General features: G+C 70.8%; 19 protein-coding genes and 5 tRNA genes. 13 read left to right on the forward strand and 11 right to left on the reverse strand.

The features are described 5' to 3' along the window. The first annotated feature begins 267 nt into the window (after positions 1 to 267). The 4 genes from ACFP2V_RS33275 (at position 268) to ACFP2V_RS33290 (ending at position 2,975) form a co-directional block, all read left to right on the forward strand. On the forward strand, positions 268 to 663 hold the full coding sequence (locus tag ACFP2V_RS33275) for a hypothetical protein (RefSeq protein WP_381219007.1): 396 nt from the start codon (positions 268 to 270) through the stop codon (positions 661 to 663). A 121-nt stretch (positions 664 to 784) separates the two neighbouring features. Next, complete coding sequence (locus ACFP2V_RS33280; protein WP_381219008.1) at positions 785 to 1,270, forward strand: TetR/AcrR family transcriptional regulator; 486 nt, start codon at positions 785 to 787, stop codon at positions 1,268 to 1,270. 1 nt (position 1,271) lies between these two features. Next, positions 1,272 to 1,637, forward strand: a complete 366-nt coding sequence (locus tag ACFP2V_RS33285; protein ID WP_381219009.1) for a hypothetical protein — start codon at positions 1,272 to 1,274, stop codon at positions 1,635 to 1,637. Positions 1,638 to 1,781: 144 nt separating this feature from the next. After that, on the forward strand, positions 1,782 to 2,975 hold the full coding sequence (locus tag ACFP2V_RS33290) for an NAD(P)/FAD-dependent oxidoreductase (RefSeq protein WP_381219010.1): 1,194 nt from the start codon (positions 1,782 to 1,784) through the stop codon (positions 2,973 to 2,975). 455 nt (positions 2,976 to 3,430) lie between these two features. On the opposite strand, the gene ACFP2V_RS33295 is transcribed toward ACFP2V_RS33290, so the two are convergent. From ACFP2V_RS33295 to ACFP2V_RS33310, 4 genes are all read right to left on the reverse strand, one after another. Further along, a tRNA-Lys gene (locus ACFP2V_RS33295) sits at positions 3,431 to 3,503 on the reverse strand. 153 nt (positions 3,504 to 3,656) lie between these two features. After that, a complete protein-coding gene (locus ACFP2V_RS33300) occupies positions 3,657 to 5,822 on the reverse strand; it encodes a DEAD/DEAH box helicase (RefSeq protein ID WP_381219011.1) in 2,166 nt (721 codons plus the stop codon). 241 nt (positions 5,823 to 6,063) lie between these two features. Then, positions 6,064 to 6,612: a hypothetical protein gene (locus ACFP2V_RS33305; protein WP_381219012.1), complete on the reverse strand. Its 549-nt coding sequence runs from the start codon at positions 6,610 to 6,612 to the stop codon at positions 6,064 to 6,066. A 95-nt stretch (positions 6,613 to 6,707) separates the two neighbouring features. Then, the gene (locus ACFP2V_RS33310; protein WP_381219032.1) at positions 6,708 to 7,058 is read right to left on the reverse strand and encodes a metallopeptidase family protein; all 351 of its coding nucleotides are present in this window, start codon (positions 7,056 to 7,058) and stop codon (positions 6,708 to 6,710) included. Between the two features lie 86 nt (positions 7,059 to 7,144). On the opposite strand from ACFP2V_RS33310, the gene ACFP2V_RS33315 reads away from it, so the two are divergent. The 7 genes from ACFP2V_RS33315 to ACFP2V_RS33345 all read left to right on the forward strand — a co-directional run bounded on the left by ACFP2V_RS33315 (position 7,145) and on the right by ACFP2V_RS33345 (position 14,367). Further along, the gene (locus ACFP2V_RS33315; RefSeq protein WP_381219013.1) at positions 7,145 to 8,818 is read left to right on the forward strand and encodes a metallophosphoesterase family protein; all 1,674 of its coding nucleotides are present in this window, start codon (positions 7,145 to 7,147) and stop codon (positions 8,816 to 8,818) included. A gap of 80 nt (positions 8,819 to 8,898) precedes the next feature. Continuing rightward, positions 8,899 to 8,971, forward strand: a tRNA-Glu gene (locus ACFP2V_RS33320). A 35-nt stretch (positions 8,972 to 9,006) separates the two neighbouring features. Beyond that, positions 9,007 to 9,081 (forward strand) — tRNA-Asp (locus tag ACFP2V_RS33325). A gap of 25 nt (positions 9,082 to 9,106) precedes the next feature. After that, a tRNA-Phe gene (locus ACFP2V_RS33330) sits at positions 9,107 to 9,180 on the forward strand. 140 nt (positions 9,181 to 9,320) lie between these two features. Beyond that, positions 9,321 to 13,391 carry an ATP-dependent RNA helicase HrpA gene (gene hrpA, locus ACFP2V_RS33335; RefSeq protein WP_381219014.1) on the forward strand — a complete coding sequence of 1,357 codons (4,071 nt, stop codon included), beginning with the start codon at positions 9,321 to 9,323 and terminating at the stop codon, positions 13,389 to 13,391. Between the two features lie 94 nt (positions 13,392 to 13,485). After that, positions 13,486 to 13,560: transfer RNA gene (locus ACFP2V_RS33340), tRNA-Asp, on the forward strand. 504 nt (positions 13,561 to 14,064) lie between these two features. Then, complete coding sequence (locus ACFP2V_RS33345; protein WP_381219015.1) at positions 14,065 to 14,367, forward strand: DUF6274 family protein; 303 nt, start codon at positions 14,065 to 14,067, stop codon at positions 14,365 to 14,367. A 538-nt stretch (positions 14,368 to 14,905) separates the two neighbouring features. On the opposite strand, the gene bldC is transcribed toward ACFP2V_RS33345, so the two are convergent. Continuing rightward, a complete protein-coding gene (bldC, locus tag ACFP2V_RS33350) occupies positions 14,906 to 15,112 on the reverse strand; it encodes a developmental transcriptional regulator BldC (protein ID WP_003949541.1) in 207 nt (68 codons plus the stop codon). A 575-nt stretch (positions 15,113 to 15,687) separates the two neighbouring features. Continuing rightward, positions 15,688 to 16,566: a DUF8083 family protein gene (locus ACFP2V_RS33355; RefSeq protein ID WP_381219016.1), complete on the reverse strand. Its 879-nt coding sequence runs from the start codon at positions 16,564 to 16,566 to the stop codon at positions 15,688 to 15,690. A gap of 285 nt (positions 16,567 to 16,851) precedes the next feature. Here ACFP2V_RS33355 and ACFP2V_RS33360 point away from each other — a divergent pair, with 285 nt between their 5' ends. Together ACFP2V_RS33360 and ACFP2V_RS33365 are read left to right on the forward strand one after the other, a co-directional pair. After that, the gene (locus ACFP2V_RS33360; RefSeq protein ID WP_381219017.1) at positions 16,852 to 17,940 is read left to right on the forward strand and encodes a Leu/Phe/Val dehydrogenase; all 1,089 of its coding nucleotides are present in this window, start codon (positions 16,852 to 16,854) and stop codon (positions 17,938 to 17,940) included. A 417-nt stretch (positions 17,941 to 18,357) separates the two neighbouring features. Continuing rightward, positions 18,358 to 18,612 carry a DUF3073 domain-containing protein gene (locus ACFP2V_RS33365; protein WP_381219018.1) on the forward strand — a complete coding sequence of 85 codons (255 nt, stop codon included), beginning with the start codon at positions 18,358 to 18,360 and terminating at the stop codon, positions 18,610 to 18,612. 172 nt (positions 18,613 to 18,784) lie between these two features. Here ACFP2V_RS33365 and purM read toward each other — a convergent pair whose 3' ends face one another. The 5 genes from purM to ACFP2V_RS33390 form a co-directional block, all read right to left on the reverse strand. Continuing rightward, on the reverse strand, positions 18,785 to 19,867 hold the full coding sequence (gene purM, locus ACFP2V_RS33370; RefSeq protein WP_381219019.1) for a phosphoribosylformylglycinamidine cyclo-ligase: 1,083 nt from the start codon (positions 19,865 to 19,867) through the stop codon (positions 18,785 to 18,787). A 34-nt stretch (positions 19,868 to 19,901) separates the two neighbouring features. Further along, complete coding sequence (purF, locus tag ACFP2V_RS33375; protein WP_381219020.1) at positions 19,902 to 21,428, reverse strand: amidophosphoribosyltransferase; 1,527 nt, start codon at positions 21,426 to 21,428, stop codon at positions 19,902 to 19,904. A gap of 62 nt (positions 21,429 to 21,490) precedes the next feature. After that, positions 21,491 to 22,285, reverse strand: a complete 795-nt coding sequence (locus ACFP2V_RS33380; protein WP_381219021.1) for an META domain-containing protein — start codon at positions 22,283 to 22,285, stop codon at positions 21,491 to 21,493. A gap of 69 nt (positions 22,286 to 22,354) precedes the next feature. Beyond that, the gene (locus tag ACFP2V_RS33385; protein ID WP_381219022.1) at positions 22,355 to 23,152 is read right to left on the reverse strand and encodes a maleylpyruvate isomerase family mycothiol-dependent enzyme; all 798 of its coding nucleotides are present in this window, start codon (positions 23,150 to 23,152) and stop codon (positions 22,355 to 22,357) included. A gap of 9 nt (positions 23,153 to 23,161) precedes the next feature. Beyond that, positions 23,162 to 23,998 carry a M23 family metallopeptidase gene (locus ACFP2V_RS33390; RefSeq protein ID WP_381219023.1) on the reverse strand — a complete coding sequence of 279 codons (837 nt, stop codon included), beginning with the start codon at positions 23,996 to 23,998 and terminating at the stop codon, positions 23,162 to 23,164. Between the last annotated feature and the right edge of the window lie 24 nt (positions 23,999 to 24,022).

The following is a 24,022-nucleotide window of genomic DNA, read 5'->3' on the forward strand; positions in this document are numbered from 1 at the left end:
GGTCGGCACGACCCGGTCGGCACGACCCGGTCGGCACGACCCGGTCGGCACGACCCGGTCGGCGTGACCCGGTCGGCACGCACCGCCCGTCATCGCCCGCCCGTCATCACCCGGCCACCGGTGTCCGCTACCCCGGTCCGATGGCTCCGGCAGTGCGAAAATCGGCTCAATATCCACTCCTCGCCCACCGAGGGCCGGGCACACCGACGAACGGCCGGCGCGACTCGCCGGGCCGGTACCGGGGAGCGCCGAAAGGGGAGCGTCAGCATGGTCGAGTGGGTCGCCCTCGGCACCGGTCCGCGGCCGGTGCCCCAGCCCGTCGCCACCCCGCTGGTGTGGACCGGCGCCTTCGGCGGCGCGCCGGCGCTGGTGGTCCTGTTCAACACGGTCGCGGGCCCGGACCACCCCGGACTCACCCTGACGGCCCTGTCCCTGCTCGCCGCCGTCCTCGGCGGGTGCGCGCGGTTCACCGCGGCCCCCGGTACGGCGATCCTGTGCTGGCTGTCCCTCAACGGCTTCGCGATACCGCCCGCCGGCACCCTCACCTGGACCGGCTCCAGGGACACGCTCTGGCTCGGTTGCCTGCTCACGGCCGCCGTCACCGGTACGGCCGCCGCCCGCCTGGCCCACGCCCGCGCGGCCTACCGCCGCCTCACGGCGTAACCGGGAACGGGAGGTCGCCGGCCACCCGGCTCCTCGTCCGTCCCTCCCCCCTCCACTCATCCACTCATTAAAGAACGACTGTTCTTGACCGATCGTTCTTTAATCTCGTACGATCATGGACATGGGACGACCACGCGCCTTCGACACCGATCAGGCCGTCCGTACCGCAGCCGTCCTCTTCGCCACCCACGGCTACGAGGGCACTTCGGTCGACGACCTGGTCACCGCCACCGGTATCCACCGGGGCAGCCTCTACAAGGTCTTCGGCTCCAAACGGAGCCTGCATCTGACCGCTCTCCGCACGCACCTCGACCACGAGATCCACCCGGCCGCCGCGGCCATCGCCGCTCTCACCGACCCCGAGCAGGCCCTGACCGCGGCCATCGCGTCGTACGACAACGGCCCGGCAGCCGGGCTCCTGCTCCTCTCCGCCGCCGAACGCGCACCCCACGACCCGGACGTCGCCGCGCTGGTCGCGGAAGGGATCACGGCACTGGAGGACGCCCTGCGCCCCTCCCACGGTGACGACGCCCCTCAGCTCGCCTCCACCGTCCTCGGCACCCGTCTGCGGCTGCGAGCCCAGCCGACCACATCCAAGGAGCACTGACATGGCCCTGATCTCCATCGACCGTGACCGAGGCATGCTGACCGCCGAGTTCCAGGGCCTCGACAAGCTCTGGACCTTCAGCAGCCGCCTGGAGATCCCCCTCGCCCACGTACGCGGCGCCACGCACGACCCCGGCATCGCCCGCGAACCCAAGGGCATCAAGGTCGGCGGCACGCACTTCCCCGGCCTGATCACCGCCGGCCGCTTCCGCCGCGACGGTGAACGTCTTTTCTGGGACGTGAAGAACCCGGACAAGGCGATCGTCATCCAGCTCGCCGACGCCGAGCACTACGACCGGCTCATCCTCGAAGTCGACGACCCCCGAGCCACCGTCCACCTCATCGAACAGGCCATCGCCCGCGGCTGAACCGCACAAGGAACCAGCCGCCTCCGTGTCTCCGTAGCCCCGTTTCTCCGTAGCCCCGTCGGCCCGCTGTCACAGCGACCGATCAGGCGGTGTCTTGAGGTCGCCCCCCGGGAACGGTCGAACCCTTGAGACGACGGAGACACCATGAATGAGAACACCGACGTGGTCGTGATCGGCGGCGGATACGCCGGCGTCATGGCGGCCAACCGCCTGACGCGGCGCGACGACGTGACCGTGACCCTGATCAACCCGCGCCCGGACTTCGTCGAGCGGATCCGTCTGCATCAGATGGTGGGCGGATCCCACGACGCGGTCGTCGACTACCGGGACGTCCTGGCCGACGGCGTCCGGCTGGTGGTCGACACCGTGACCCGGATCGACGCGGCCGGGCGGGGCGTGGCGTTGGCGACCGGCGGCACGGTCGGCTACGACTACCTGATATACGCGGTGGGCAGTGGCAGCGCCGAACCGAGCGTGCCCGGAGCGGCCGAGTTCGCGTACCCGATCTCCACCCTGGAGGAGGCACAGCGGCTACGGCCGGTCCTCGACGCCGCGCCCGCTACGGCCGCGGTGACGGTGGTCGGAGCGGGCCCGACCGGCATCGAGACCGCCGCCGAACTGGCGGAGGCCGGCCGCGCCGTGACCCTGGTGTGCGGTGGGGTGCTCGGCCCGTACCTGCATCCCCGGGGCCGGCGCTCGGTGGCCGGGCGACTGGCGGCGCTCGGGGCGACCGTGCTCGAAGGCCCCGACGCGAAGGTGACGGCGGTGACGCGCGACACCGTACGGCTCGGTGACGGCCGGGAGCTGCCGAGCGAGGTGACGATATGGACCGCCGGATTCGGCGTGCCGGACCTGGCCGCCCGCAGCGGACTGAGCACCGACGCCCTGGGCCGCCTGCTCACGGACGAGACGCTGACGAGCGTGGACGACGCGCGCATCGTCGCGGCCGGGGACTCGGCGGCACCGTCGGACCTGCCGCTGCGGATGAGCTGCCAGGCCGCGATGCCGCTGGGCGCGCGGGCCGCCGACACCGTACTCAGCCGGATCGCCGGTGAGCGGCCCTCACCCCTCAATCAGGTGTTCGCCGGCCAGTGCATCAGCCTCGGCCGACGCGGCGGCATCTTCCAGTTCGCCCACAGGTACGACGTCGCGGTGTGGTTCCACATCGCCGGTCGCCCCGGCGCGAAGCTCAAGGAGTTCGTGTGCGGGGGAATCGTCAAGCACCTGTCCGACGAGGCACGCAAGCCCGGCTCGTACACCTTGCACCGCGTCCCAGGAGGCCCCCACCGCCAACGACTCCTGCGGACCGGGCCCGACAAGGCACCGGCCATCCCCTGAACGGACCCGCATCGGCTCGGCCGCCAAGAACCCGACCACCGGGCCCAGCCGCTCCGCCTCCTCCCGCGCGGCGTCCGGCGACACCGCCCCGGTGGCGATCACCAGTGCGGCGGCCGGGACGGCGACCACCGCCTCCGGCCACCCCAGGGGCGTACGACCGCGCAGGCCGGGACCACCATGAGGAGTGCGGCAGGGAGCACTTCCGCCAGCGAGCCGTTCAGCGTCGGAACCGTCCGACACGGGCTTCCCGCACGGCGGACCACCGCACCGGAAGCGAGCCGCCGGCGTCGAGCAGGCCACGCCGGCCGCCGGAGTTCCCGGAACCGCTCGCGAACGGCGCCCGCCGTCACATCCGCTCACGCACAGGCCCGAAAACGAAGCAGCGCCCGACCCGACCGAAGTCGACTCAGGCGCTGCATAGCAGGTCAGAGGGCATTTCCCTCCCCCGCCGCCGGTAGGCCCTGTGGGACTCGAACCCACAACCAATGGATTAAAAGTCCACTGCTCTGCCAATTGAGCTAAGGGCCCCAGGTGATGTTGCCCCCACGAGCATAGCGGGACGTGGGCGCGTCGTTGATCGGGTATTGGTGCGACGGACCCGGACGTGTCCCCTCCGCATGCGGCAGGGCCCGTACGACGGGTGTCGTACGGGCCCTGCCACATCAGTCCGGTGTGCCGGGATCAGCCGTTGCGCTTCCAGCGCGGCTTGTCCTCGCGGCGGCCGAAGGAGCCGCCGCCGTGGTGCTCGTCACGACGGCCGTAGGGGCGGTCGTGGGAGGCGCCGGAGCGGAAGCCGGGGCGCTGCTCGCCCTGGCGGTCGCGGTTGAACGGGCGGTCGCTGCCACGGTGGCCGCCGCGCTCACCGCGGTCGTCGCGGCGGAAGCCGGGACGGTCGCCACCGCGGTCACGGTCGCCACCGCGGTTGAAGCCGCCGCGGTCGTCACGACGCTCGAAGGGACGGCCGCCACGGTCGCCGTCACGGCGGTCGTCACGACGCTCGAACGAACGGCCACCACGGTCACCACCACGGTCACCCCGGTCGTCACGACGGAAGCCGCCACGATCGCCACCGCGGTCACGGTCGCCACCGCGGTTGAAGCCGCCGCGGTCGTCACGACGCTCGAACGAACGGCCACCACGGTCACCACCGCGGTCACCCCGGTCGTCACGACGGAAGCCGTCCCGGCGCTCGGGGCGCTCGGAGCGCTCCGTGTCGCGTGCGGTCTGCTGCTCCGGCAGCGAGATCTCGGCCTGGGCCGACGCCTCGGTGGCCGCCTCGGCCACCGCCGCCTCCGGGTCGTCGCCCCGCTCGCGGGCGGCCCTGGCGACCAGCCGGTCCGCGTCGTCCCGCAGTTCGGAGGCCCGGCGCTGTGCCCGCTCCAGTTCCTTGGTGAGCTGGGTGACCTCGCGCTCGGCCTGCTGGGCCGCCTTGCCCGCCGACTCGGCCTGGACCTCGGTCATCGACCGGGCGCCGGTGATCTCGGCGAGCTCCGGGTCGAAGGCCGCGCCGCCCTGGATGATGTGACGCATGGCGTCCACGCCCGCGTCCTCCATCAGCCGGAAGATCTGGCGCCGCTGGTGCGGCAGGGACAGCGACACGACGGTGCCGGTGCGGCCGGCTCGCGCCGTACGGCCGGCCCGGTGCAGGTAGTCCTTGTGGTCGCCGGCCGGGTCCACGTTCAGCACCAGGTCGATGCCGTCGACGTGGATACCGCGCGCGGCGACGTCCGTGGCGACCAGGACGTTGACGTAGCCGTCCTTGAAGTCGGCCAGCGTCCGCGTCCGCGCGCCCTGCGTCATGCCGCCGTGCAGCGCGTCGGCCTTGGCGCCCGCCTCGCGCAGCTGGTCGGCGACCCGGTCCGCGCCCAGCTGGGTACGGACGAAGATGATGGTGCGGCCCTTGCGGGAGGCGATGGCCGCGGTGACCGGCGCCTTGTCCTTCGGCTTCACGACCAGGATGTGGTGCGACATCGTCGTGACGGCGCCCTGGGCGGCGTCGACCTCGTGGTGGACCGGGTCCTTCAGGTACCGGTCGACGAGGGTCTTGATCTCGTTCTCCATGGTCGCGGAGAACAGCATCCGCTGACCACCCGCCGGGATCTGGTCGAGCAGCTCGGTGACCTCGGGCAGGAAGCCCAGGTCGGACATCTGGTCGGCCTCGTCGAGGACGGCGATCTGTACGTTCCCCAGGGAGCACGCGCCGCGGTTGATGATGTCGCGCAGCCGGCCGGGGGTGGCGACCAGGACGTCGACACCGCGCTCGAGGGCGTAGATCTGGTTGCCCATGGAGGTGCCGCCGCAGACGACCTTCATCTTCAGCCCGAGGACGTCCCCGTACGGCTGGAGCGCGTCGGCCACCTGCATGGCGAGCTCACGCGTCGGCGTCAGGATGACGGCGCGCGGCTTGTGCTTCTCGGTCCGGCCGCCGGACAGCGTGGCCAGCGTCGGCAGACCGAAGGCGAGGGTCTTGCCGGAGCCGGTGCGGCCACGGCCGAGGATGTCCTTGCCTTCCAGGGCGTCCGGGATGGTCGCGGCCTGGATCGGGAAGGGGCTGGTCACGCCGTTCTGCGCGAGCTTGCGCACGACACCCTCGGGAAGACCGAGGGTGGCGAAGGTGAGCTCGGGGGTGCTGTCCGCGCTGTCGCTGTCGCTGTCGCCGTCGTCGGTGACGTCGATGGCGGGGGCGACGTCCGTGACGTCAGCGGTGACGACGTCAGCGGTGACGACGTCGGTGGCGACGTCCGTGACGTCGGTGGCGACGTCAGCGGTGACGGCGACGGCGGGGGTGGTGGTGGTGTCCTCGGTGTTCTCGGGCACGACGACGTGATCAGTACTGGCGATGGGCATACGAATGCGAAACCTTCCGGAGTCTCTTCGGCACGCGCCCGTCAACTCCGTGATTCGCAATTCGCAATATGACCGCCTCGATGCGGTCCACCACGGTAAGGGGAGAGTACGCGCCACACGGCGCGCTCTGCAGTGGCGCCGGGCAAATAGGATCAAACGATCTGCCACCATACGCACTCTGTCCCCCCCAAAGCAAACCGAGAGCTCACAGAGCGGCGGGGCGAGGCACCGCAGCGGGTTCTTAGACCGGCACCCCCGCTTCCGGTGCGGGCTCCCGGTGCACCAGTTGGGTCTCCGGCGGCTCGTGCGCCGACGAGGACGGCTCCGCGGCCGTCGGCTCCGGCGGGACCGAGGGCTCCGGCGGCGCCTGGGTGGGCTCCGGATCCGCCGGCCGGGTGGGTTCCGGCGGTTCCGGCCGACCGTCAGGGGTCGGCCCCGCCGGCTCACCCGGCCCGCCGTCGTCCGGTGTCGGCCCGCTCACCCCCGGGGAGGGCGACGCCTCGGCGGCGGGCGAGGCTCCCGCCCCGCCCTTCTTCCGTTTGCCCTGCTCGCTCTTCTTGCCGCCGCCCTCGCGGTGCCCGCTCCCGCCCTCGGCCGCCGCGGCACCGTGACCGCCCTTGCCGCCCGGCACCGCAGGCCCCCCGTCGGGCACCTCACCGTCCGAACGGCCCACGGAACGCGATGGCTCGGCCCCACCCGCCCCACCCCCACCGACACTCATACAACCGGCGGCGGCGACGACGGCCAGGACGGTGGCAGCCAGGCGGACGGGTACGTACAAGGGGCGCACGAGGCCACCTCCGGTTGGGATGCTGAGTCGGACTGCCCAACTCCCGCCGCCCACAAGAGGACACGCCGTCAGCACACCAGTGACACGGCGGTGACCTATCCGTAGCCGAGTGCGTGCAGTCGGGCGTCGTCGATCCCGAAGTGATGCGCGATCTCGTGCACCACCGTGATCTCCGACTCGGTGACGACATCCTCCCGGGACTCGCACATCCGCAGGGTCGGCCCCCGGTAGATGGTGATCCGGTCCGGCAGCACCCCCGCGTACCACTCGCCCCGCTCGGTCAGCGGAGTTCCCTCGTACAGCCCCAGCAGCTCGGGATCGTCCGCCGGCGGCTCGTCCTCGACGAACACCGCGACGTTGTCCATCAGCCGCGTCAGCTCCGGCGGGATCCGGTCGAGCGCCTCGGCGACCAGTTCCTCGAACTCCCCACGCGTCATCTCCAGCACAGAGCCATTGTCTGCCATGAGCCATCCGTACGAGTCCCGCCAAGCGGCCCCGCATATCCGGCGCGCCGTATGGGCATACGGGACCAATGGCACGCGTCCCCTCCCCAGTCAGGAACCTCCGTCACCGCATCCGAAGGGTCCCGCGAGCCCTCACCCGCCGTCACCGCTCCCGTCGTCCCTCCGCCACGGCGACGGCCGTCCCCACCACACTCGCCGCCCGGCCGTCCCGCCCCTGGAAACGCGTCGCCGGACTCCTCGCCGTCGTCCTGCTGGGCGCCTGGCTCGGCCTGCTGACCGTGGGCGATGTGCGCGTCCCTGTCGGCCCCATGGACACGACCATGACCCTGCGCCCGTCCCTCACGGGCGGCACGAAGATCAACGTGTCCCCCCTGGGCGCCCTCGAACTCGACAGCCACCAGGCCCCCGTCCGCCTCGACGTCAATGTCGACCAGCTCGACCCCGCCCGCTCCCAGGCACTCGTCGACCACCCCGAACGCTTCTCCGGGCTCCAGGAAGAAGTCGCCCAGGACATCGCCCGCGGCACCACCGACCTCGCCGTGCGCTCCGTCGTCGCCGTCGTCACCGGCGCCACCGCTCTCGGCCTCGCCGTCTACCGGCGCCCCCGCAGGGCCCTGGCCGCGGGCGGCCTCGCCCTCACCCTTCTGGCCGCGTCCGGCGGCACCGCGTACGCCACCTGGAACCCGGACTCCGTCCTCGAACCGCGGTTCTCGGGCCTGCTCTCCTCGGCACCCTCCCTGGTCGGCAACGCCCGCAGCATCGTCACGGAGTTCGACGTCTACCAGAAGGAACTGGCCCGCCTGGTCACCAACGTGACGAAGCTCTACGACGCCACCTCCACGCTCCCCGCCTACCAGCCCGACCCGACGACCCTCCGGGTCCTGCACGTCTCCGACATCCACCTCAACCCCGCGAGCTGGGCGATCATCGCCTCGCTCGTCGAGCAGTACCAGGTGGACGTCATCGTCGACTCCGGCGACACCATGGACCACGGCACCGCCGCCGAGAACGGCTTCCTCGACCCCATCGAGGACCTCGGCGCCCCCTACGTCTGGGTCCGCGGAAACCACGACTCGCTCGCCACCCAGCGCCATCTCGAAGGCCTCAAGAACGTCCACGTCCTGGACGACGGCCGGGCCAGGACCGTCGCGGGCCTGCGCTTCGCCGGCATCGGCGACCCGCAGTTCACCCCGGACCGCTCCACGAAACCCGGCGCCGAGCAATCCCAGGAACTCGCGGGCGCCCGTCTCGCCTCCGCCCTGCGCGACCAGCGGGCCGCCGGCACCCCGGTCGACGTGGCCGTCGCCCATGAACCGGCGGCAGCCAGCGAGGTGGACGGCACGGTGCCCCTCGTCCTGGCCGGGCACGTCCACCACCAGAAGACCCAGGTCATGAAGTACGGCACCCGGCTCCGCATCGAAGGCTCCACCGGCGGCAGCGGCCTGCGCGCGATCGAGGGCGAACACCCCGACCCGATCGAGACCTCGATCCTCTACTTCGACCGCGACACCCGCCGGCTCCAGGCCTGGGACGCGATCAGGCTGGGCGGCCTGGGCCTGACCACGGCAGAGGTCAGCCGGCACCTCCCCGAGGAGAACCAGCCAGGCGCGTCCCCGTCCGATGCTCCCTCCGGTTCCCCGTCGGCGTCACCCACGGGATCGCCCGCCGGTCCCCCCTCCCCGCCCTCGTCCCTGCCGCCCGCCCGGCTCCCCTCCCCCACTCCCTCGACGACCACCCCGTAAACCGTTTTGGCGATCCCTCCCGGCATCACATATGCTTCGGACGTCCCCGACGCGCTGAGAAGCGCCCAGGCGGGCCGATAGCCCTCATCGTCTAGCGGCCTAGGACGCCGCCCTTTCAAGGCGGTAGCACGGGTTCGAATCCCGTTGGGGGCACGCACCACCCTGTGCGACACTGTCGTACAGAGCTTGGTCCTGTGGAGCAGTTTGGAGTGCTCGCCACCCTGTCAAGGTGGAGGCCGCGGGTTCAAATCCCGTCAGGACCGCTGAGGTTTCCACGTGAAACCTCGTGGCTGGGTAGCTCAGTTGGTACGAGCGATCGCCTGAAAAGCGATAGGTCGCCGGTTCGACCCCGGCCCCAGCCACAACACACACCCCCTCCGGGTTCCGGAGGGGGTGTTCTCGTGCACTCACCGGTCCTGGCGCTTGAGGCTCGGTGAGGGCCGGGCCGGCGAACCAAAACCGTTCGCCACACGATTCTCGAGGATGAGATCCTGGTTTCCGTATGTCCACGCATCCTGCCTCCGCCCCCTCCTCCAGCGCCCCTTCCTTCGGCGCTCTCGCCTCTCGCCTGACCGAGCTCTCGCTGCGCGACACGCAGCGGCTCGGGCGCAGGCTCGAGGGCGCGCGCAAGATCCGTAAGCCGGAGGCCAGAGCCGCCGTGCTCGGCGAGATCGAGGCGGAGGTCGCCCAGGCCGAGGAGCGGATGGCCCGGCGGCGGGCCCGGGTACCGAAGGTCACATATCCGGAGCAGTTGCCGGTCAGCCAGAAGAAGGACGTGATCGCCGAGGCCATCCGTGATCACCAAGTGGTGATCGTCGCGGGTGAGACGGGTTCCGGAAAGACCACGCAGATCCCGAAGATCTGTATGGAGCTGGGCCGGGGCGTCCGCGGGATGATCGGGCACACGCAGCCCCGCCGGATCGCCGCCCGCACGGTCGCGGAGCGGGTCGCGGAGGAGCTGGACACCCCGCTCGGGGAGGCCGTCGGCTGGAAGGTGCGGTTCACCGACCAGGTGAGCCCGGAGTCCACCTTCGTCAAACTGATGACCGACGGCATTCTGCTCGCCGAGATCCAGACGGACCGTGAGCTGCGCGCCTACGACACGATCATCATCGACGAGGCCCACGAGCGGTCCCTGAACATCGACTTCCTGCTGGGCTATCTCGCCCGGCTGCTGTCCAGGCGCCCGGACCTGAAGGTCGTCATCACCTCGGCGACCATCGACCCGGAGCGGTTCTCCCGGCACTTCGGCGACGCGCCGATCATCGAGGTCAGCGGTCGTACGTATCCCGTCGAGGTGCGGTACCGGCCGCTGCTCGAGGAGGACTCGGAGGACGCCGACCGCGATCAGATCACCGCGATCACGGAAGCGGTCGAGGAGCTGATGACCGAGGGGCCCGGCGACATCCTGGTCTTCCTGTCCGGCGAGCGGGAGATCCGGGACACGGCGGACGCGCTGACGAAGAAGGCGTATCCCCGCGCCGGAGGCGCCGACTGGCACAGCACCGAGGTGCTGCCGCTCTACGCGCGGCTCTCGCACGCCGAACAGCACCGTGTCTTCCAGCAGCACAGCGGCCGCAGGATCGTTCTGGCGACCAACGTCGCGGAGACGTCACTGACGGTGCCGGGCATCAAGTACGTCATCGACCCCGGGTTCGCGCGGATCTCCCGCTACAGCCACCGGACCAAGGTGCAGCGGCTGCCGATCGAGCCGGTGTCGCAGGCCAGCGCCAACCAGCGCAAGGGCCGCTGCGGGCGTACGTCGGACGGTATCTGCATCCGGCTGTACAGCGAGGACGACTTCGACACCCGCCCGGAGTTCACGGACGCGGAGATCCTCCGTACCAACCTGGCGTCGGTCATCCTGCAGATGACGGCGGCGGGCCTCGGTGAGATCGAGAAGTTCCCGTTCATCGACCCGCCGGACCACCGGAACATCCGCGACGGTGTGCAGCTGCTCCAGGAGCTGGGCGCGCTGGATCCGACGCAGAAGGACTCCCGCAAGCGGCTGACGGAGACCGGGCGGAAGCTGGCCCAGCTGCCGGTCGACCCGCGGCTGGCGCGCATGGTGCTGGAGGCGGACCGCAACGGCTGTGTCCGCGAGGTCATGGTGATCGCGGCGGCGCTGTCCATCCAGGACCCGCGCGAGCGGCCGGCCGACAAGCAGACCCAGGCGGACCAGCAGCATGCCCGGTTCCGGGACGAGACCAGCGACTTCCTCGCCTACCTCAACCTGTGGCGCTATGTGCGGGAGCAGCAGAAGGAGCGCGGCTCGTCGTCCTTCCGGCGCATGTGCAAGCAGGAGTACCTGAACTTCCTGCGGATCCGTGAGTGGCAGGACATCTACACGCAGCTGCGCACCGTCGCCAAGCAGATGGGCATCCACCTCAACGAGGAGGACGCTCCCGGGGACCGCGTCCACATCTCCCTCCTCGCGGGCCTGCTCTCCCACATCGGGATGAAGGACGTGAAGGAGTCGAAGGACTCCGGTCAGACCGGCCGCAAGGACGGGAACGGTCGCAAGGACGCCGGCGGGCGCAACGAGTACGTGGGCGCACGCAACGCCAAGTTCGCGATCTTCCCGGGTTCGGCGCTGTTCAAGAAACCGCCGCGGTTCGTGATGTCGGCGGAGCTCGTCGAGACGTCCCGGCTGTGGGCGCGGGTCAACGCGAAGGTCGAGCCGGAGTGGGTCGAGCCGCTCGCCGAGCACCTGCTGAAGCGCACGTACAGCGAGCCGCACTGGGAGAAGGACCAGGCCGCGGTGATGGCGTACGAGAAGGTCACGCTGTACGGCGTACCGATCGTCGCCCAGCGGAAGGTGAACTACGGCCGGATCGACGCCGAGGTGTCGCGCGAGCTGTTCATCCGCAACGCGCTGGTCGAGGGCGACTGGCGCACGCACCACAAGTTCTTCGCGGACAACCGCAAGCTGCTCACCGAGGTCGAGGAGCTGGAGCACCGGGCGCGGCGGCGGAACATCCTGGTCGACGACGAGACCCTGTTCGGCTTCTACGACCAGCGGGTGCCCGAGCATGTCGTGTCGGGGGCGCACTTCGACTCGTGGTGGAAGCACAAACGGCACGAGCAGCCGGACTTCCTCGACTTCGAGCGCGAGATGCTCATCCGCGAGTCGGCTCAGGCCGTCACCAAGGCCGACTATCCGGACTCCTGGCGGCAGGGTGCCCTCACGTTCCGGGTGACGTACCAGTTCGAGCCGGGTGCGGACGCGGACGGGGTGACGGTCCATGTGCCGCTCCAGGTGCTGAACCAGGTCACGGACGAGGGCTTCGACTGGCAGATCCCGGGTCTGCGGGAGGAGGTCGTCACGGAGCTGATCCGTTCCCTCCCCAAGCCGATCCGCCGCAACTACGTGCCGGCGCCGAACTACGCGAAGGCGTTCCTGGAGCGGGTGTCGTCCCCGGAGGAACGCAAGGGAACGCAGTCCCTTCAGGAGCCGCTGACCACGACGCTGGCCCGCGAGCTGAAGCGGATGGTCGGGGTGCCGTTCGACGCGGACGACTTCGACTGGTCCAAGATCCCCGACCACTTGAAGGTCACCTTCCGGATCGTCGACGAGCGGCGCCGGAAGATCGACGAGGACAAGGACCTGGAGACGCTCCGGCTCCGGCTGAAGCCGAAGGCCCGCCAGGCCCTCTCCCAGGCGGCGGCCGCCACGGCCCAACGCGAGGGCGGTGAGTCGCTGGAGCGGACGGGCCTGACCGACTGGACCGTCGGCGCGCTGACCCGTGTCTTCGAGACACGGCGGGCCGGCCAGCCGGTGAAGGCGTTCCCGGCACTGGTCGACGACGGCGACACGGTCTCCGTACGCCTCTTCGACACGGAGGCGGAGCAGCAGCCGGCGATGTGGAAGGGCACGCGTCGTCTGATCCTGCGCAATATCCCGGTGAACCCTGCGAAGTTCGCATCCGAGAAGTTGACGAACGCCCAGAAGCTCGCCCTGTCGGCGAATCCGCACGGTTCCATCCAGGCGCTGTTCGACGACTGCGCGACGGCGGCGGCGGACCGACTGATCGCGGACTTCGGCGGGCCGGTGTGGGACGAGGAGTCGTACCGCAAGCTGTACGACAAGGTGCGCGCCGAGATCGTCGACACGACCGTCCGCGCGGTGGGTCAGGTGCAGCAGGTGCTGGCCGCCTGGCAGGCGTGCGAGCGACGGCTGAAGGGCGTCCGCAGCCCCGTGCTGCTGGCCAACCTCCAGGACGTACGCGGGCAGCTGGACGCCCTGGTGAAGCCGGGATTCGTGACGGAGACGGGGCTGCGCCGGCTGCCGGACCTGATGCGGTACCTGGTGGCCGTGGACCGCCGCCTCCAGCAGATGCCGACGAACGTCCAGCGGGACACGACCCGCATGGAGAAGGTCCACGAGATGCGGGACGAGTACGCCTGGCTGCTGGAACAGCTGCCCCAGGGGCGTCCGGTGCCGCAGCAGGTGCTGGACATCCGCTGGATGATCGAGGAGCTCCGGGTCAGCTATTTCGCCCATGCCCTGGGCACCGCGTACCCGGTCTCGGACAAGCGGATCGTGAAGGCGATCGACGCCGCCGTTCCGTAACGAAGAGGCGACAGGGGGTGAGTTCGACCAGCGGGCCGCGGCTCCTGTACAGTCTCTTCTCGCAGCGCAAGACAGCAATCGCCCTGCGAAACCTGGTCCTGTGGAGCAGTTTGGAGTGCTCGCCACCCTGTCAAGGTGGAGGCCGCGGGTTCAAATCCCGTCAGGACCGCACAATCGAGGGGCCCCGTCACCACGACGGGGCCCTTTCGCATCCCCGCCCAGCCGCACACCACTCTGCCGAAGGAGAGGCCGCGCCCGCGGCACAGCCGCAACCGGACCCAGCACATCCCGTCAGGACCGCGCGGTCGAAGGGCCCCACCGTCAGGTGGGGCCCTTCTCGCGTCTCCGGTCCCACCCCCGCGACCCTGTCGAGGTGGAGGCGCGCCCGCACCTTTCGCAGCTCCGACCCGCCCTCGCCGTGGGACCCGGCTCACACGTCCCGCGCCTCCCCTCCTCGCGCCCTCACCCTCCCCCACCGCCAGCACTCGCCACTCAACGCCCCTCACCGGTCGGCTGAGGGCCTTTCAGGTGCTCCTGGGGTTCGGGAGACCTGCGCTCCGCTTCGTGCGCCTCTGCGGCCTCCTGACGGAGGTCCGGATGTCTTGACGGGACAGGATTCCCTGGGTACCTCAGGTAGCAGGGCCGTCCTCGGTGCGGCCACAGGAGGTGGCGCATGCCGACATCGGCCAGGCACGAGACGCAGGCATTGCTTCGCGCGCACCTGTCGGCCGCCTCGTCGTTCGGGCATCTCACCCGCCACTGTCCGGTCTGCCACCGCCTGCTGCAGCTGGCCATGGACTCCCCGCCCCACACCGCCGAGCGCCCGGAGCAGCCACCGCACCCCGCCGAACCCACGCGGCCGGCCGAACCCACGCGCCCCGCCGAGTCCACGCAGCCGACCGAACCCACGCACCTCGCCGAGCCCACGGAGCGCCCCCCGGAGCGCGTCGAAGGCGAGGGCGCCCCCACCGCCTAGCCCTACCGCTCCAGTCCCCGGGCCCCGCAACCGAGTTGCCTCACATCGGGCCCCCCGCCCGCCGCTTTAGCGCATATGCCGGTGGCCCAACAAGGCGACCGGCATGTGACGGGTGTCACCGTATGAGTTTCGGGAAGTCCGGCACTTACCCACCTCCTACAACAAGTCAATTTAATATGTGCAATTGCACTGCCCCCGGAGGCCCGCACAAACCTCCGCACAGGCGACCTCCCAGCCGCCCCCGGAGCCGGGCGAGCCCGCGCGCCGATCCCGCCCGGGCCCATCCCGTGGACACCGCGTGGACACCGCGTGGACACCGCGCCGACATGCCACCGGCGCGACGCACCGCACAAAAAAAATCGCGCTGGACTCGGCGGAGTCCAGCGCGATCGACGACGCACCCGGTTCAACTGCCGGGAAAGCTCTGATCGGCTTGGGCGAGGGGCCTGTTGGGGCAGTCCCCGCGTCGTGTGGAGCTATAGGTCCGAACACCTCGGCAAGTGGGGGACCGGCCGGTTTGTCCGGGTTATTCAGTTGTTCAGGCCTCGCTGCGCTGCTGCGGAATGCCCGCGAGCAGAGCGCGAACCTCGGCTTCGCGGTAGCGGCGATGCCCGCCGAGCGTGCGGATCGACGTGAGCTTGCCGGCCTTCGCCCAACGCGTGACCGTCTTCGGGTCGACGCGGAACATGGTGGCGACCTCAGCCGGGGTCAGCAGCGGCTCGGCATCAGGGGTGCGAGCGGTCATGAGCGGCCTCCTCGGGAGAACCGAACCTTCTCGGTTCTTTCCTCTAAATTCTGCACCTTGACCCACGTTGCCCGAAATGGCGGACGCGAGTCGAGTCGGTTATAGGACGAACGGCTTGTCCTCGGCACTACAACTACACCATCCGTCCAGCCGCGTCGGCCAAACCGATGGAATTGCCCTCCCAGGTGTTCATCAGCCGCGGAAGCCGATGGACCATGCCATAGCGGACAGTCACGCGGTTGTGACGATCAGTCACAGCCGCGATCAGGAGGCGCTGGACCCCCCAAAGCACGCAATGCCGGGATTCCGCCCATAGTCGAGCACAGCAGGACGGAGGAGTCCTCCCCGGACTCCTTGTCCTATTTTGGCACGAGGGGGGGCAAGCGGCGCAAGGGCCGCGTACGTGCGGTCCGTCACCCTTGACCCGCTTGGGACATACGTCCGGATCGGCATGTACGTCCGTTGTTCGGTCCAGGGCGACGAAACCTCAGGGCGACGACAAAACCCCAAGAAGGGCGTTTGGTCAAACGCCAGTTCGCCACCGCGGCCGGGCACCGATCCGCAGCGGCCGGGCGTCAGTTGGCCGACCGCAGGTCCCGGACCGAGCGCCAGCGCTCCACCAGCCGCCCGTAAGCCTCCCCCGCGGCCGCCCCGTCGCCGCGGCGCAGCGCCGCGATCCCCTCGGCCACGTCCGCCGCGGAGTGGTCGTCCTCCAGCGCGCCGGCCGGCAGGGCGTGCACCAGTCCGCCGTAGTCCAGTTCGACCAGTGACCGTGGATGGAACTCCTCCAGCCAGCGCCCCACGTCCACCAGGCCGTCGATCAGCGGCCCCTCGTCCATGGCGGTCTTCAGCGCGCGCAGCCCGCGCGCCACCCGCCGTCGCGCCTCGACCATGGGAGTGCGGTACCGCAGCACGGGGGCCTCGCCGGTGGAGCTCGCGGAGCCGACGGAACCGGGGGAGCCCCGGGTGCCCTTGTCGTACTCGCGCTCCTCGTCCGAGACCAGCACGAACCAGTTGATCGGCACCTGCCAGGTCGCGGTGCGGATCCACGGCCGGGCGTCGGGGTGGGCGGTCAGCCAGCGCTCGTAGTCCTCGGCGGCCTGGCGCCGCACGAACGGGGGCAGGAACGCGTCCAGGACCGGCTGGGGGAACTCCTCGGCGAGTTCCCCCAGGGCCTGCCAGCCGCGCAGCCGGGTGCGCCAGGGGCAGACGCAGACCACGCCGTCGACCTCCAGCACGAACGCGTCGTCGCTCTCCCGCACCGGGACCGGGACCGGCGGGGTCGGCACGACGTCGGCCAGGGCCAGGCGGAGTTCGTCCTGGTAGGAGGGGAGGTCGGGGCGGCGGGCGTAACGGGCCCAGTGACCGCGCTCCGGCTCGGGGAAGGCGGTCAGCGGTTCGTACACGCGCAGGTAGGCCGCGTAGGGGACGATCACCGAGGAGACCTTGGGCACGCCTGCTCCCTCCCCCACGCACTGGCGCGAAAACCTGTGGGTCCGCCCGCGGACGCCCGGGTGGCGGACGGATGGCACGGACATACGGGTCATCCGGGCAAATCCTCGCACGCCGCTCCCGCGCGAGAAGCCGTGCGGAGGTGATCCTGGACACGTTGCCGCCCCCGCGGGCGGCAGGCTCTAACCTCGTGCTCACAGCCTCCGCCACCGCCCCCACCGCCACAAGCCCGGGGGGGGTTTCGGGAACTGCGTCCACCCGCCGCTACTTACTCAGGAGTCACCACCGTGGCCGACGTATCTGACGGCGTCCTGCACACCCTGTTCCATTCGGATCAGGGCGGTCACGAGCAAGTTGTGCTCTGCCAGGACCGTGCCAGTGGCCTCAAGGCCGTCATCGCCCTCCACTCCACCGCTCTGGGCCCCGCCCTCGGCGGCACGCGCTTCTACCCGTACGCGACCGAGGAGGAGGCCGTCGCCGACGCGCTGAACCTCGCGCGCGGGATGTCGTACAAGAACGCCATGGCCGGTCTCGACCACGGCGGTGGCAAGGCAGTGATCATCGGTGACCCCGAGAGGGACAAGACCGAGGAGCTGCTGCTCGCCTACGGCCGGTTCGTCGCCTCGCTGGGCGGCCGGTACGTCACCGCCTGCGATGTCGGCACCTATGTCGCCGACATGGACGTCGTGGCCCGCGAGTGCCGCTGGACCACCGGCCGCTCCCCCGAGAACGGCGGCGCCGGCGACTCGTCCGTCCTCACCGCGTTCGGCGTCTACCAGGGAATGCGGGCCTCGGCCCAGCACCTGTGGGGCGACCCCTCGCTGCGCGACCGCAGGATCGGTGTGGCGGGCGTCGGCAAGGTCGGCCACCACCTGGTGGACCACCTGCGCAAGGAGGGCGCCGAGGTCGTGATCACCGACGTGCGCGAGGAGGCCGTACAGCGGGTCCTGGACCGGCACCCGCAGGGCGTCACGGCCGTCGCCGACACCGAGGCGCTGATCCGCACCGAGGGCCTGGACGTGTACGCCCCGTGCGCGCTGGGCGGGGCGCTGAACGACGACAGCGTGTCGGTGCTGACCGCCGCGGTGGTCTGCGGCGCCGCCAACAACCAGCTCGCCCACCCGGGTGTCGAGAAGGACCTCGCCGACCGCGGGATCCTCTACGCGCCGGACTACGTGGTGAACGCCGGCGGGGTCATCCAGGTCGCCGACGAGCTGCACGGTTTCGACTTCGACCGGTGCAGGGCGAAGGCGGCGAAGATCTTCGACACCACGCTCGCCATATTCGCACGTGCGAAGTCGGACGGAATTCCGCCGGCCGCGGCGGCCGACCGGATCGCCGAACAGCGGATGGCGGAGGCGCGCGCGTCGCGCTGACCCCGTACGACTCCCGTACGGGAACGAGGACGTGACACGTACAGGGCACGTACGTGACGCGTACAGGGCGCGTACGGGGCATCTGCGGACGGACGCGGGGGCGGGCCGGTGAGCCCGCCCCCGCACACCGTTCGCACATTTGGCCGGTACCCCCGGAGCGCCACTTCGAGAGAACTCTCACTTCTCCCGGCGGGTCGCTCCCCGACAAGTGCTTGAAATCGCACGTGACCAGGGAGAACAGGGTGCCCCGGGGGTCCCGGACGGGGGCACGTCATGCGGGCGACGTACCGGATGGCCGTGGGCTCAGGTACCGTGGGAGCCCTACGGACCGGCCTCTCCATGGAGAGTCCGTTCCGGACCATGAACGCGTGTCAAGACTCTGGGGCCGTCGAGCCCCGTCGTTGAGGGGGTCGAGCCATGGGGCGCGGCCGGGCCAAGGCCAAGCAGACGAAGGTCGCCCGCCAGCTGAAGTACAACAGCGGTGGGACGGACCTCGCACGCCTGGCCGAGGAGCTGGGTGCATCGCCTTCGAACACGTCACCGAATGTCAACGGTGACTCTGTGGAGGACGATGAGCAGGACGACGACCTGTACGCACGGTACGCCGACCTCTATGAGGACGACGACGATGACGAGGACGGCAAGTCCCCGCCACAGCGTCGTGGCGCTTGACCTTGCACTGAATCATCAGCCCGGTCGGTGACTCCGGTCACCGACCGGGTTCTGTGCTGCCCGCCCGCGCGGTCCGGCACCGTACCGGGTGTGCTCGGCATGCTCGGTGTATTCCGCATGCTCTGCGTGCTCGGCGTCAGGACGCCCAGCGCACCCGGTTCACCCGGCCCGCTCAGCCCGCGTAGTCACCCACCAGTTCCGCTCCCGTCGCCCGGTCGCCGCGGCCGGTGATCTCGCCGGCCACCCAGGCGTCCAGCCCTCGGTCGGCCAGCGTCCTCAGCGCCACGTCCGTGGACTCCTCCGGCACGATCGCGATCATGCCAACGCCCATGTTCAGGGTCTTCTCCAGCTCCAGACGCTCGACCGAGCCGGTCCGGCCGACGAGGTCGAAGACCGGGCCCGGGGTCCAGGTGGAGCGGTCCACGACCGCGTGCAGCCCGTCGGGGACGACACGGGCCAGGTTGGCCGCGAGGCCGCCGCCGGTGACGTGGCTGAAGGCGTGCACCTCGGTGGTGGAGATCAGGGCCAGGCAGTCCAGCGAGTAGATCCGGGTGGGCTCCAGGAGTTCCTCGCCGAGGGTGCGGCCCAGGTCGTCGATGTGACCCTCCAGGGCGAGTCCGGCCCGGTCCAGCAGGACGTGCCGGACCAGCGAATACCCGTTCGAGTGGAGTCCGGAGGCGGCCATCGCGACGACCGTGTCGCCCTCGCGGATACGGTCCGCGCCGAGCAGCCGGTCGGCCTCCACGACGCCCGTACCGGCGCCGGCGACGTCGAAGTCGTCCTCGCCCAGCAGGCCCGGGTGCTCGGCCGTCTCACCGCCGACCAGGGCGCAGCCGGCCAGCACACAGCCCTCGGCGATGCCCTTGACGATCGCGGCCACCCGCTCGGGGTGGACCTTGCCGACGCAGATGTAGTCGGTCATGAACAGCGGCTCCGCGCCGCACACCACGATGTCGTCCATCACCATGGCGACCAGGTCGTGGCCGATGGTGTCGTAGACGCCCATCCGGCGGGCGATGTCGACCTTGGTGCCGACGCCGTCCGTGGCGGAGGCGAGCAGGGGGCGCTCGTAGCTCTTCAGCGCGGAGACGTCGAAGAGGCCGGCGAAGCCCCCGAGGCCGCCGAGGACCTCGGGACGCCGGGTCTTCCTGACCCATTCCTTCATCAGCTCGACCGCTCGGTCGCCCGCGTCGATGTCGACGCCCGCGGTCTTGTAGGACGCCGCCGCGGAGCCGGCGCCAGTGTTCTCAGACATGACTGTGAGAGCCTTCGTCTCGTTGCGGCAGGGCTTACGGGCGGCGGATCGCGTCGACCGCGGCCGGCTCGGCCGTACCGGCGGCCAGCTCGGTCTCCAGCAGCCGCTTGCCGAGGAGCTCGGGGTCGGGCAGATCCATCGGGTACTCGCCGTCGAAGCAGGCGCGGCACAGGTTCGGCTTGGCGATGGTCGTCGCCTCGATCATGCCGTCGATGGAGATGTACGCCAGGGAGTCGGCGCCCAGGGTGGTGCCGATCTCCTCGACGGACATGCCGTTGGCGATGAGCTCGGCGCGGGTCGCGAAGTCGATGCCGAAGAAGCAGGGCCACTTCACGGGCGGCGAGGAGATCCGGATGTGGACCTCGGCGGCGCCCGCCTCGCGGAGCATGCGGACCAGGGCGCGCTGGGTGTTGCCGCGCACGATCGAGTCGTCGACGACGACCAGGCGCTTGCCCTTGATGACTTCCTTGAGCGGGTTCAGCTTCAGGCGGATGCCGAGCTGCCGGATGGTCTGCGACGGCTGGATGAACGTCCGTCCGACGTACGCGTTCTTGACCAGGCCGGCGCCGAAGGGGATGCCGGACGCCTCCGCGTAGCCGATGGCGGCAGGGGTGCCGGACTCCGGAGTCGCTATCACCAGGTCGGCCTCGGCGGGCGCCTCCTTGGCGAGGCGGCGGCCCATCTCGACGCGCGACAGGTAGACGTTGCGTCCGGCGATGTCGGTGTCCGGGCGGGCCAGGTACACGTACTCGAAGACACAGCCCTTGGGCTTCGCTTCCGCGAACCGGGAGGAGCGCAGGCCGTTCTCGTCGATGGCGACGAACTCGCCCGGCTCGATCTCGCGCACATAGCTGGCGCCACAGATGTCGAGGGCGGCGGACTCGGAGGCCACGACCCAGCCGCGCTCCAGCCGACCGAGGACCAGCGGGCGGATGCCCTGCGGGTCGCGGGCCGCGTACAGCGTGTCCTCGTCCATGAAGACGAGACTGAAGGCGCCCTTGACCTGCGGGAGGACCACGTGTGCGGCCTGCTCCACGGTCACCGGTTCGCCGTCGGCGGCGCGCTGGCCGGCCAGCAGGGCGGTGATCAGGTCGGTGTCGTTGGTGGCCGTCGCCCTGGGGGCACGGCCGTTCTCCTTGGGGAGTTCGGCGACCAGCTCGGCGAGCTCCGCCGTGTTGACCAGGTTGCCGTTGTGGCCGAGCGCGATCGATCCCTGCGCGGTGGCGCGGAAGGTGGGCTGGGCGTTCTCCCACACGGAGGCGCCGGTGGTCGAGTAGCGGGCGTGACCGACCGCGATATGACCCTGGAGCGAACCGAGCGAGGTCTCGTCGAAGACCTGGGAAACCAGGCCCATGTCCTTGAAGACGAGGATCTGGGAGCCGTTGCTGACCGCGATACCCGCGGATTCCTGGCCCCGATGCTGGAGGGCGTAGAGCCCGAAGTACGTGAGCTTGGCGACCTCTTCGCCCGGAGCCCAGACACCGAAGACGCCGCAGGCGTCCTGGGGGCCCTTCTCTCCGGGGAGCAGGTCGTGGTTGAGTCGTCCGTCACCACGTGGCACGCCTTCGAGTGTAGGCGAGGTCGCGTGCTGGTCCGAATTGGGTACGCGGCCTCAGCCGTGGGTCACGCGGCGGCGAAGGCGTCGACGGACGTACCGTTTTCGCTGGTCAGCGTGATGTTCCGGTGATTGATCCGATAGCTGAGCGTGGTGTCGAAAAGTCGCAGCAGCCGCTTCTCGGCCTTCATGAGTGAGTCTTCGCACACCATTCGGGTCGTGGTGGGCGTGCCGACGGTGATATGGCCGTCGCGGACGGTGGCGTCGGCGTTCACCTTGTTGCAGCCGAGGCTTCCCGAGACGGTGCCCTCCTTCGTGTCGAAGGTGAGGTGGGCGCGGCCCTCGGCGTCGGGCAGGGTGACGGTCCACTTCGTGCCGTGCAGCGGGCTGTCCCCGCCCTTGCTGAAACGGACGGTGGCGCCGTCGTCGGTGGTGAGGGTCAGGCGGCCGTCGTTCACCCGGGCTTTCAGAGCGCCGTCCTCGAGGGTGCGGGAGAGGGTGCGTTCGAAGGTCCTGCGCGGCTCGTCCTCGCAGGCCGTCGGGGTGGTGTCGATGCTGAACCGGACCCGGTCGCCGTCGAAGTCGGCCTCACCCCGGAAGTGGTTGCAGGCGTACCGGCCGCTGGTCCGGCCGTCGTCCTTGACGGTCACGTGTGCGTCGGCGGGGGCGCGGAGGGTGGTGCCGTCCGCCGTGACGCTGTCGACGTTCCATCTGGTGCCGGTGACCAGCCGCTCGGCCGGTGACCCGGCCTCGGCGGAGGCACTGCCCGCACCCGCGCGTTCGTTGCCGCAGGCCGCCAGAAGCGGGACGAGCACGGCGGCGGCCATGAGGGTCATGCGCTGCTTGTGCGTCTGCTGGTTCATGCCGCTTCGACGGGGAGCGGGGGAAGTCGGTTCCCCGCGCCCCCGCATCCCCGGTGCCGCCCACCTGTCTCAGACCATCAGCGGCAGGTACGGCCCGAGATCCGCCCGCTCCCCGCTCGCGGCGACCTTGCCGTCCGCCACCGCGTCCCGCCACGTCGTGCGCCCGGTGGCCAGGCGGAGCCAGGTCAGCGGGTCGGTCTCGACGACGTTGGGCGGGGTGCCCCGGGTGTGCCTCGGCCCCTGCACGCACTGGACGACCGCGTACGGCGGGATCCGCACCTCCGTCGAACCGCCGGGCGCCTTCGCGGCGAGCGTGTCGGCCAGCAGCCGGGTGCACGCGGCCAGGGCCTGACGGTCGTGGGGGATGTCCAGGCCGGGCACCGCCGCGTTGAGGTCGTCGGTGTGGACCACGAGCTCGACGGTACGGGTGACCAGATGGTCGGTGAGGGTCATGGCGCCGGCGCGCAGCGCGAGCACACGGGTGGGCGGGGCGGCGGCGAGGTGCCGGGCCAGGTCCTCCCCGGTGCGGGTGAGCAGGGCGTCGAGGTCGGGGCTCGCCCCGGCGAGGTCCCGGGAGCTCTCGGCGATGGCACCGGCGTGGGCGGCGGTCGTGGAGGGGTGGTCCAGCAGCGCGAGTTCGGGCTTCGCCGGTTCGTCCCGCTCCAGGGCCCGGCCGACGCTCGCGACGGTCAGGGTCAGGTGCGCGATCAGGTCCCGTACGGTCCAGTCGCCGAGGCGGGTGGGCAGCGCGAGCTGCTCGGGGGTGAGGGTCCGGGCGGCCGCGCGGACGTTCTCGAACTGGGCCAGTACGGCGGCCCGGGTCCTGGCGGGGTCGTAGGAACGGGTGCGCTTCTTCGCCGGGGGCATGGCGGCAGCCTATGCGGGGGTGGCCGGCGCCGGTTCGGGGACGTCGAACACCTCGCCGCCCCGGGGGACGCCGATGCCGCGCCAGGTGAACGGGACGCCCCGCGCGGTGTCCGGATCGGGGCCGTCCATCAGCTGGAAGTGCAGGTGGGGCTCGGAGGAGTTGCCCGAGTTGCCGCAGTGGGCGAGCACCTGTCCGGCCCGCACCCTGTCGCCCTCGCGGACGGTGAACGAGCCGCGCCGCACGTGCGCGTAGGCGGCATACGTTCCGTCGCCGAGGTCCAGCACCACATGGTTGCCGATGATCCGGTGGACCCCGCCCATCTCGCGCACCGAGCCCTCGGCGAGCATCAGGTACACCAGCCCGGGCAGCGAGGCGCGGCTGAGGTGGTCGCGCTGCCCGTCCGAGACGCGGACGACCGTGGCGTCGGCGACCGCCCGCAACGGGACGCCGAACGCGGGGAAGGCGGCGGGGCGGCGGGCGAGCGGCCACAACAGGGAGAACCCCGGACGGGCCCCGGGCTCGGGTTCGGCGACGACGTCGATGGCGTACGTCTGGCCGTAGGCGTGGGTGCCATGGCTCGGGGTGCGGTCGGCCGGGCTGTTTAGCGCGGACCAGCGGCCGGTCACGGGCGGGTCGACCTCGACCGGTTCACGCGCGACGCGCGGGTGGTCGGGGGCGCCGCCCCACCGGTTGACCACGGTGATCAGGACATGGGCCGAGACCAGGGGCAGCAGGTTCCACAGGACCGGGTAGCCCCAGCCGAGGCAGATGTGGGCGGCCACCAGGGCGATGAAGCCCCGCTGCAAACCGCGGAAGGTCCTCATGGCGAGTTTGCGTGCGGACATGGTTCCCCCCTGGTCGTCATGGGT

The sequence above is a fragment of the Streptomyces incanus genome, from assembly GCF_042656345.1.
Classification (GTDB): domain Bacteria; phylum Actinomycetota; class Actinomycetes; order Streptomycetales; family Streptomycetaceae; genus Streptomyces; species Streptomyces incanus.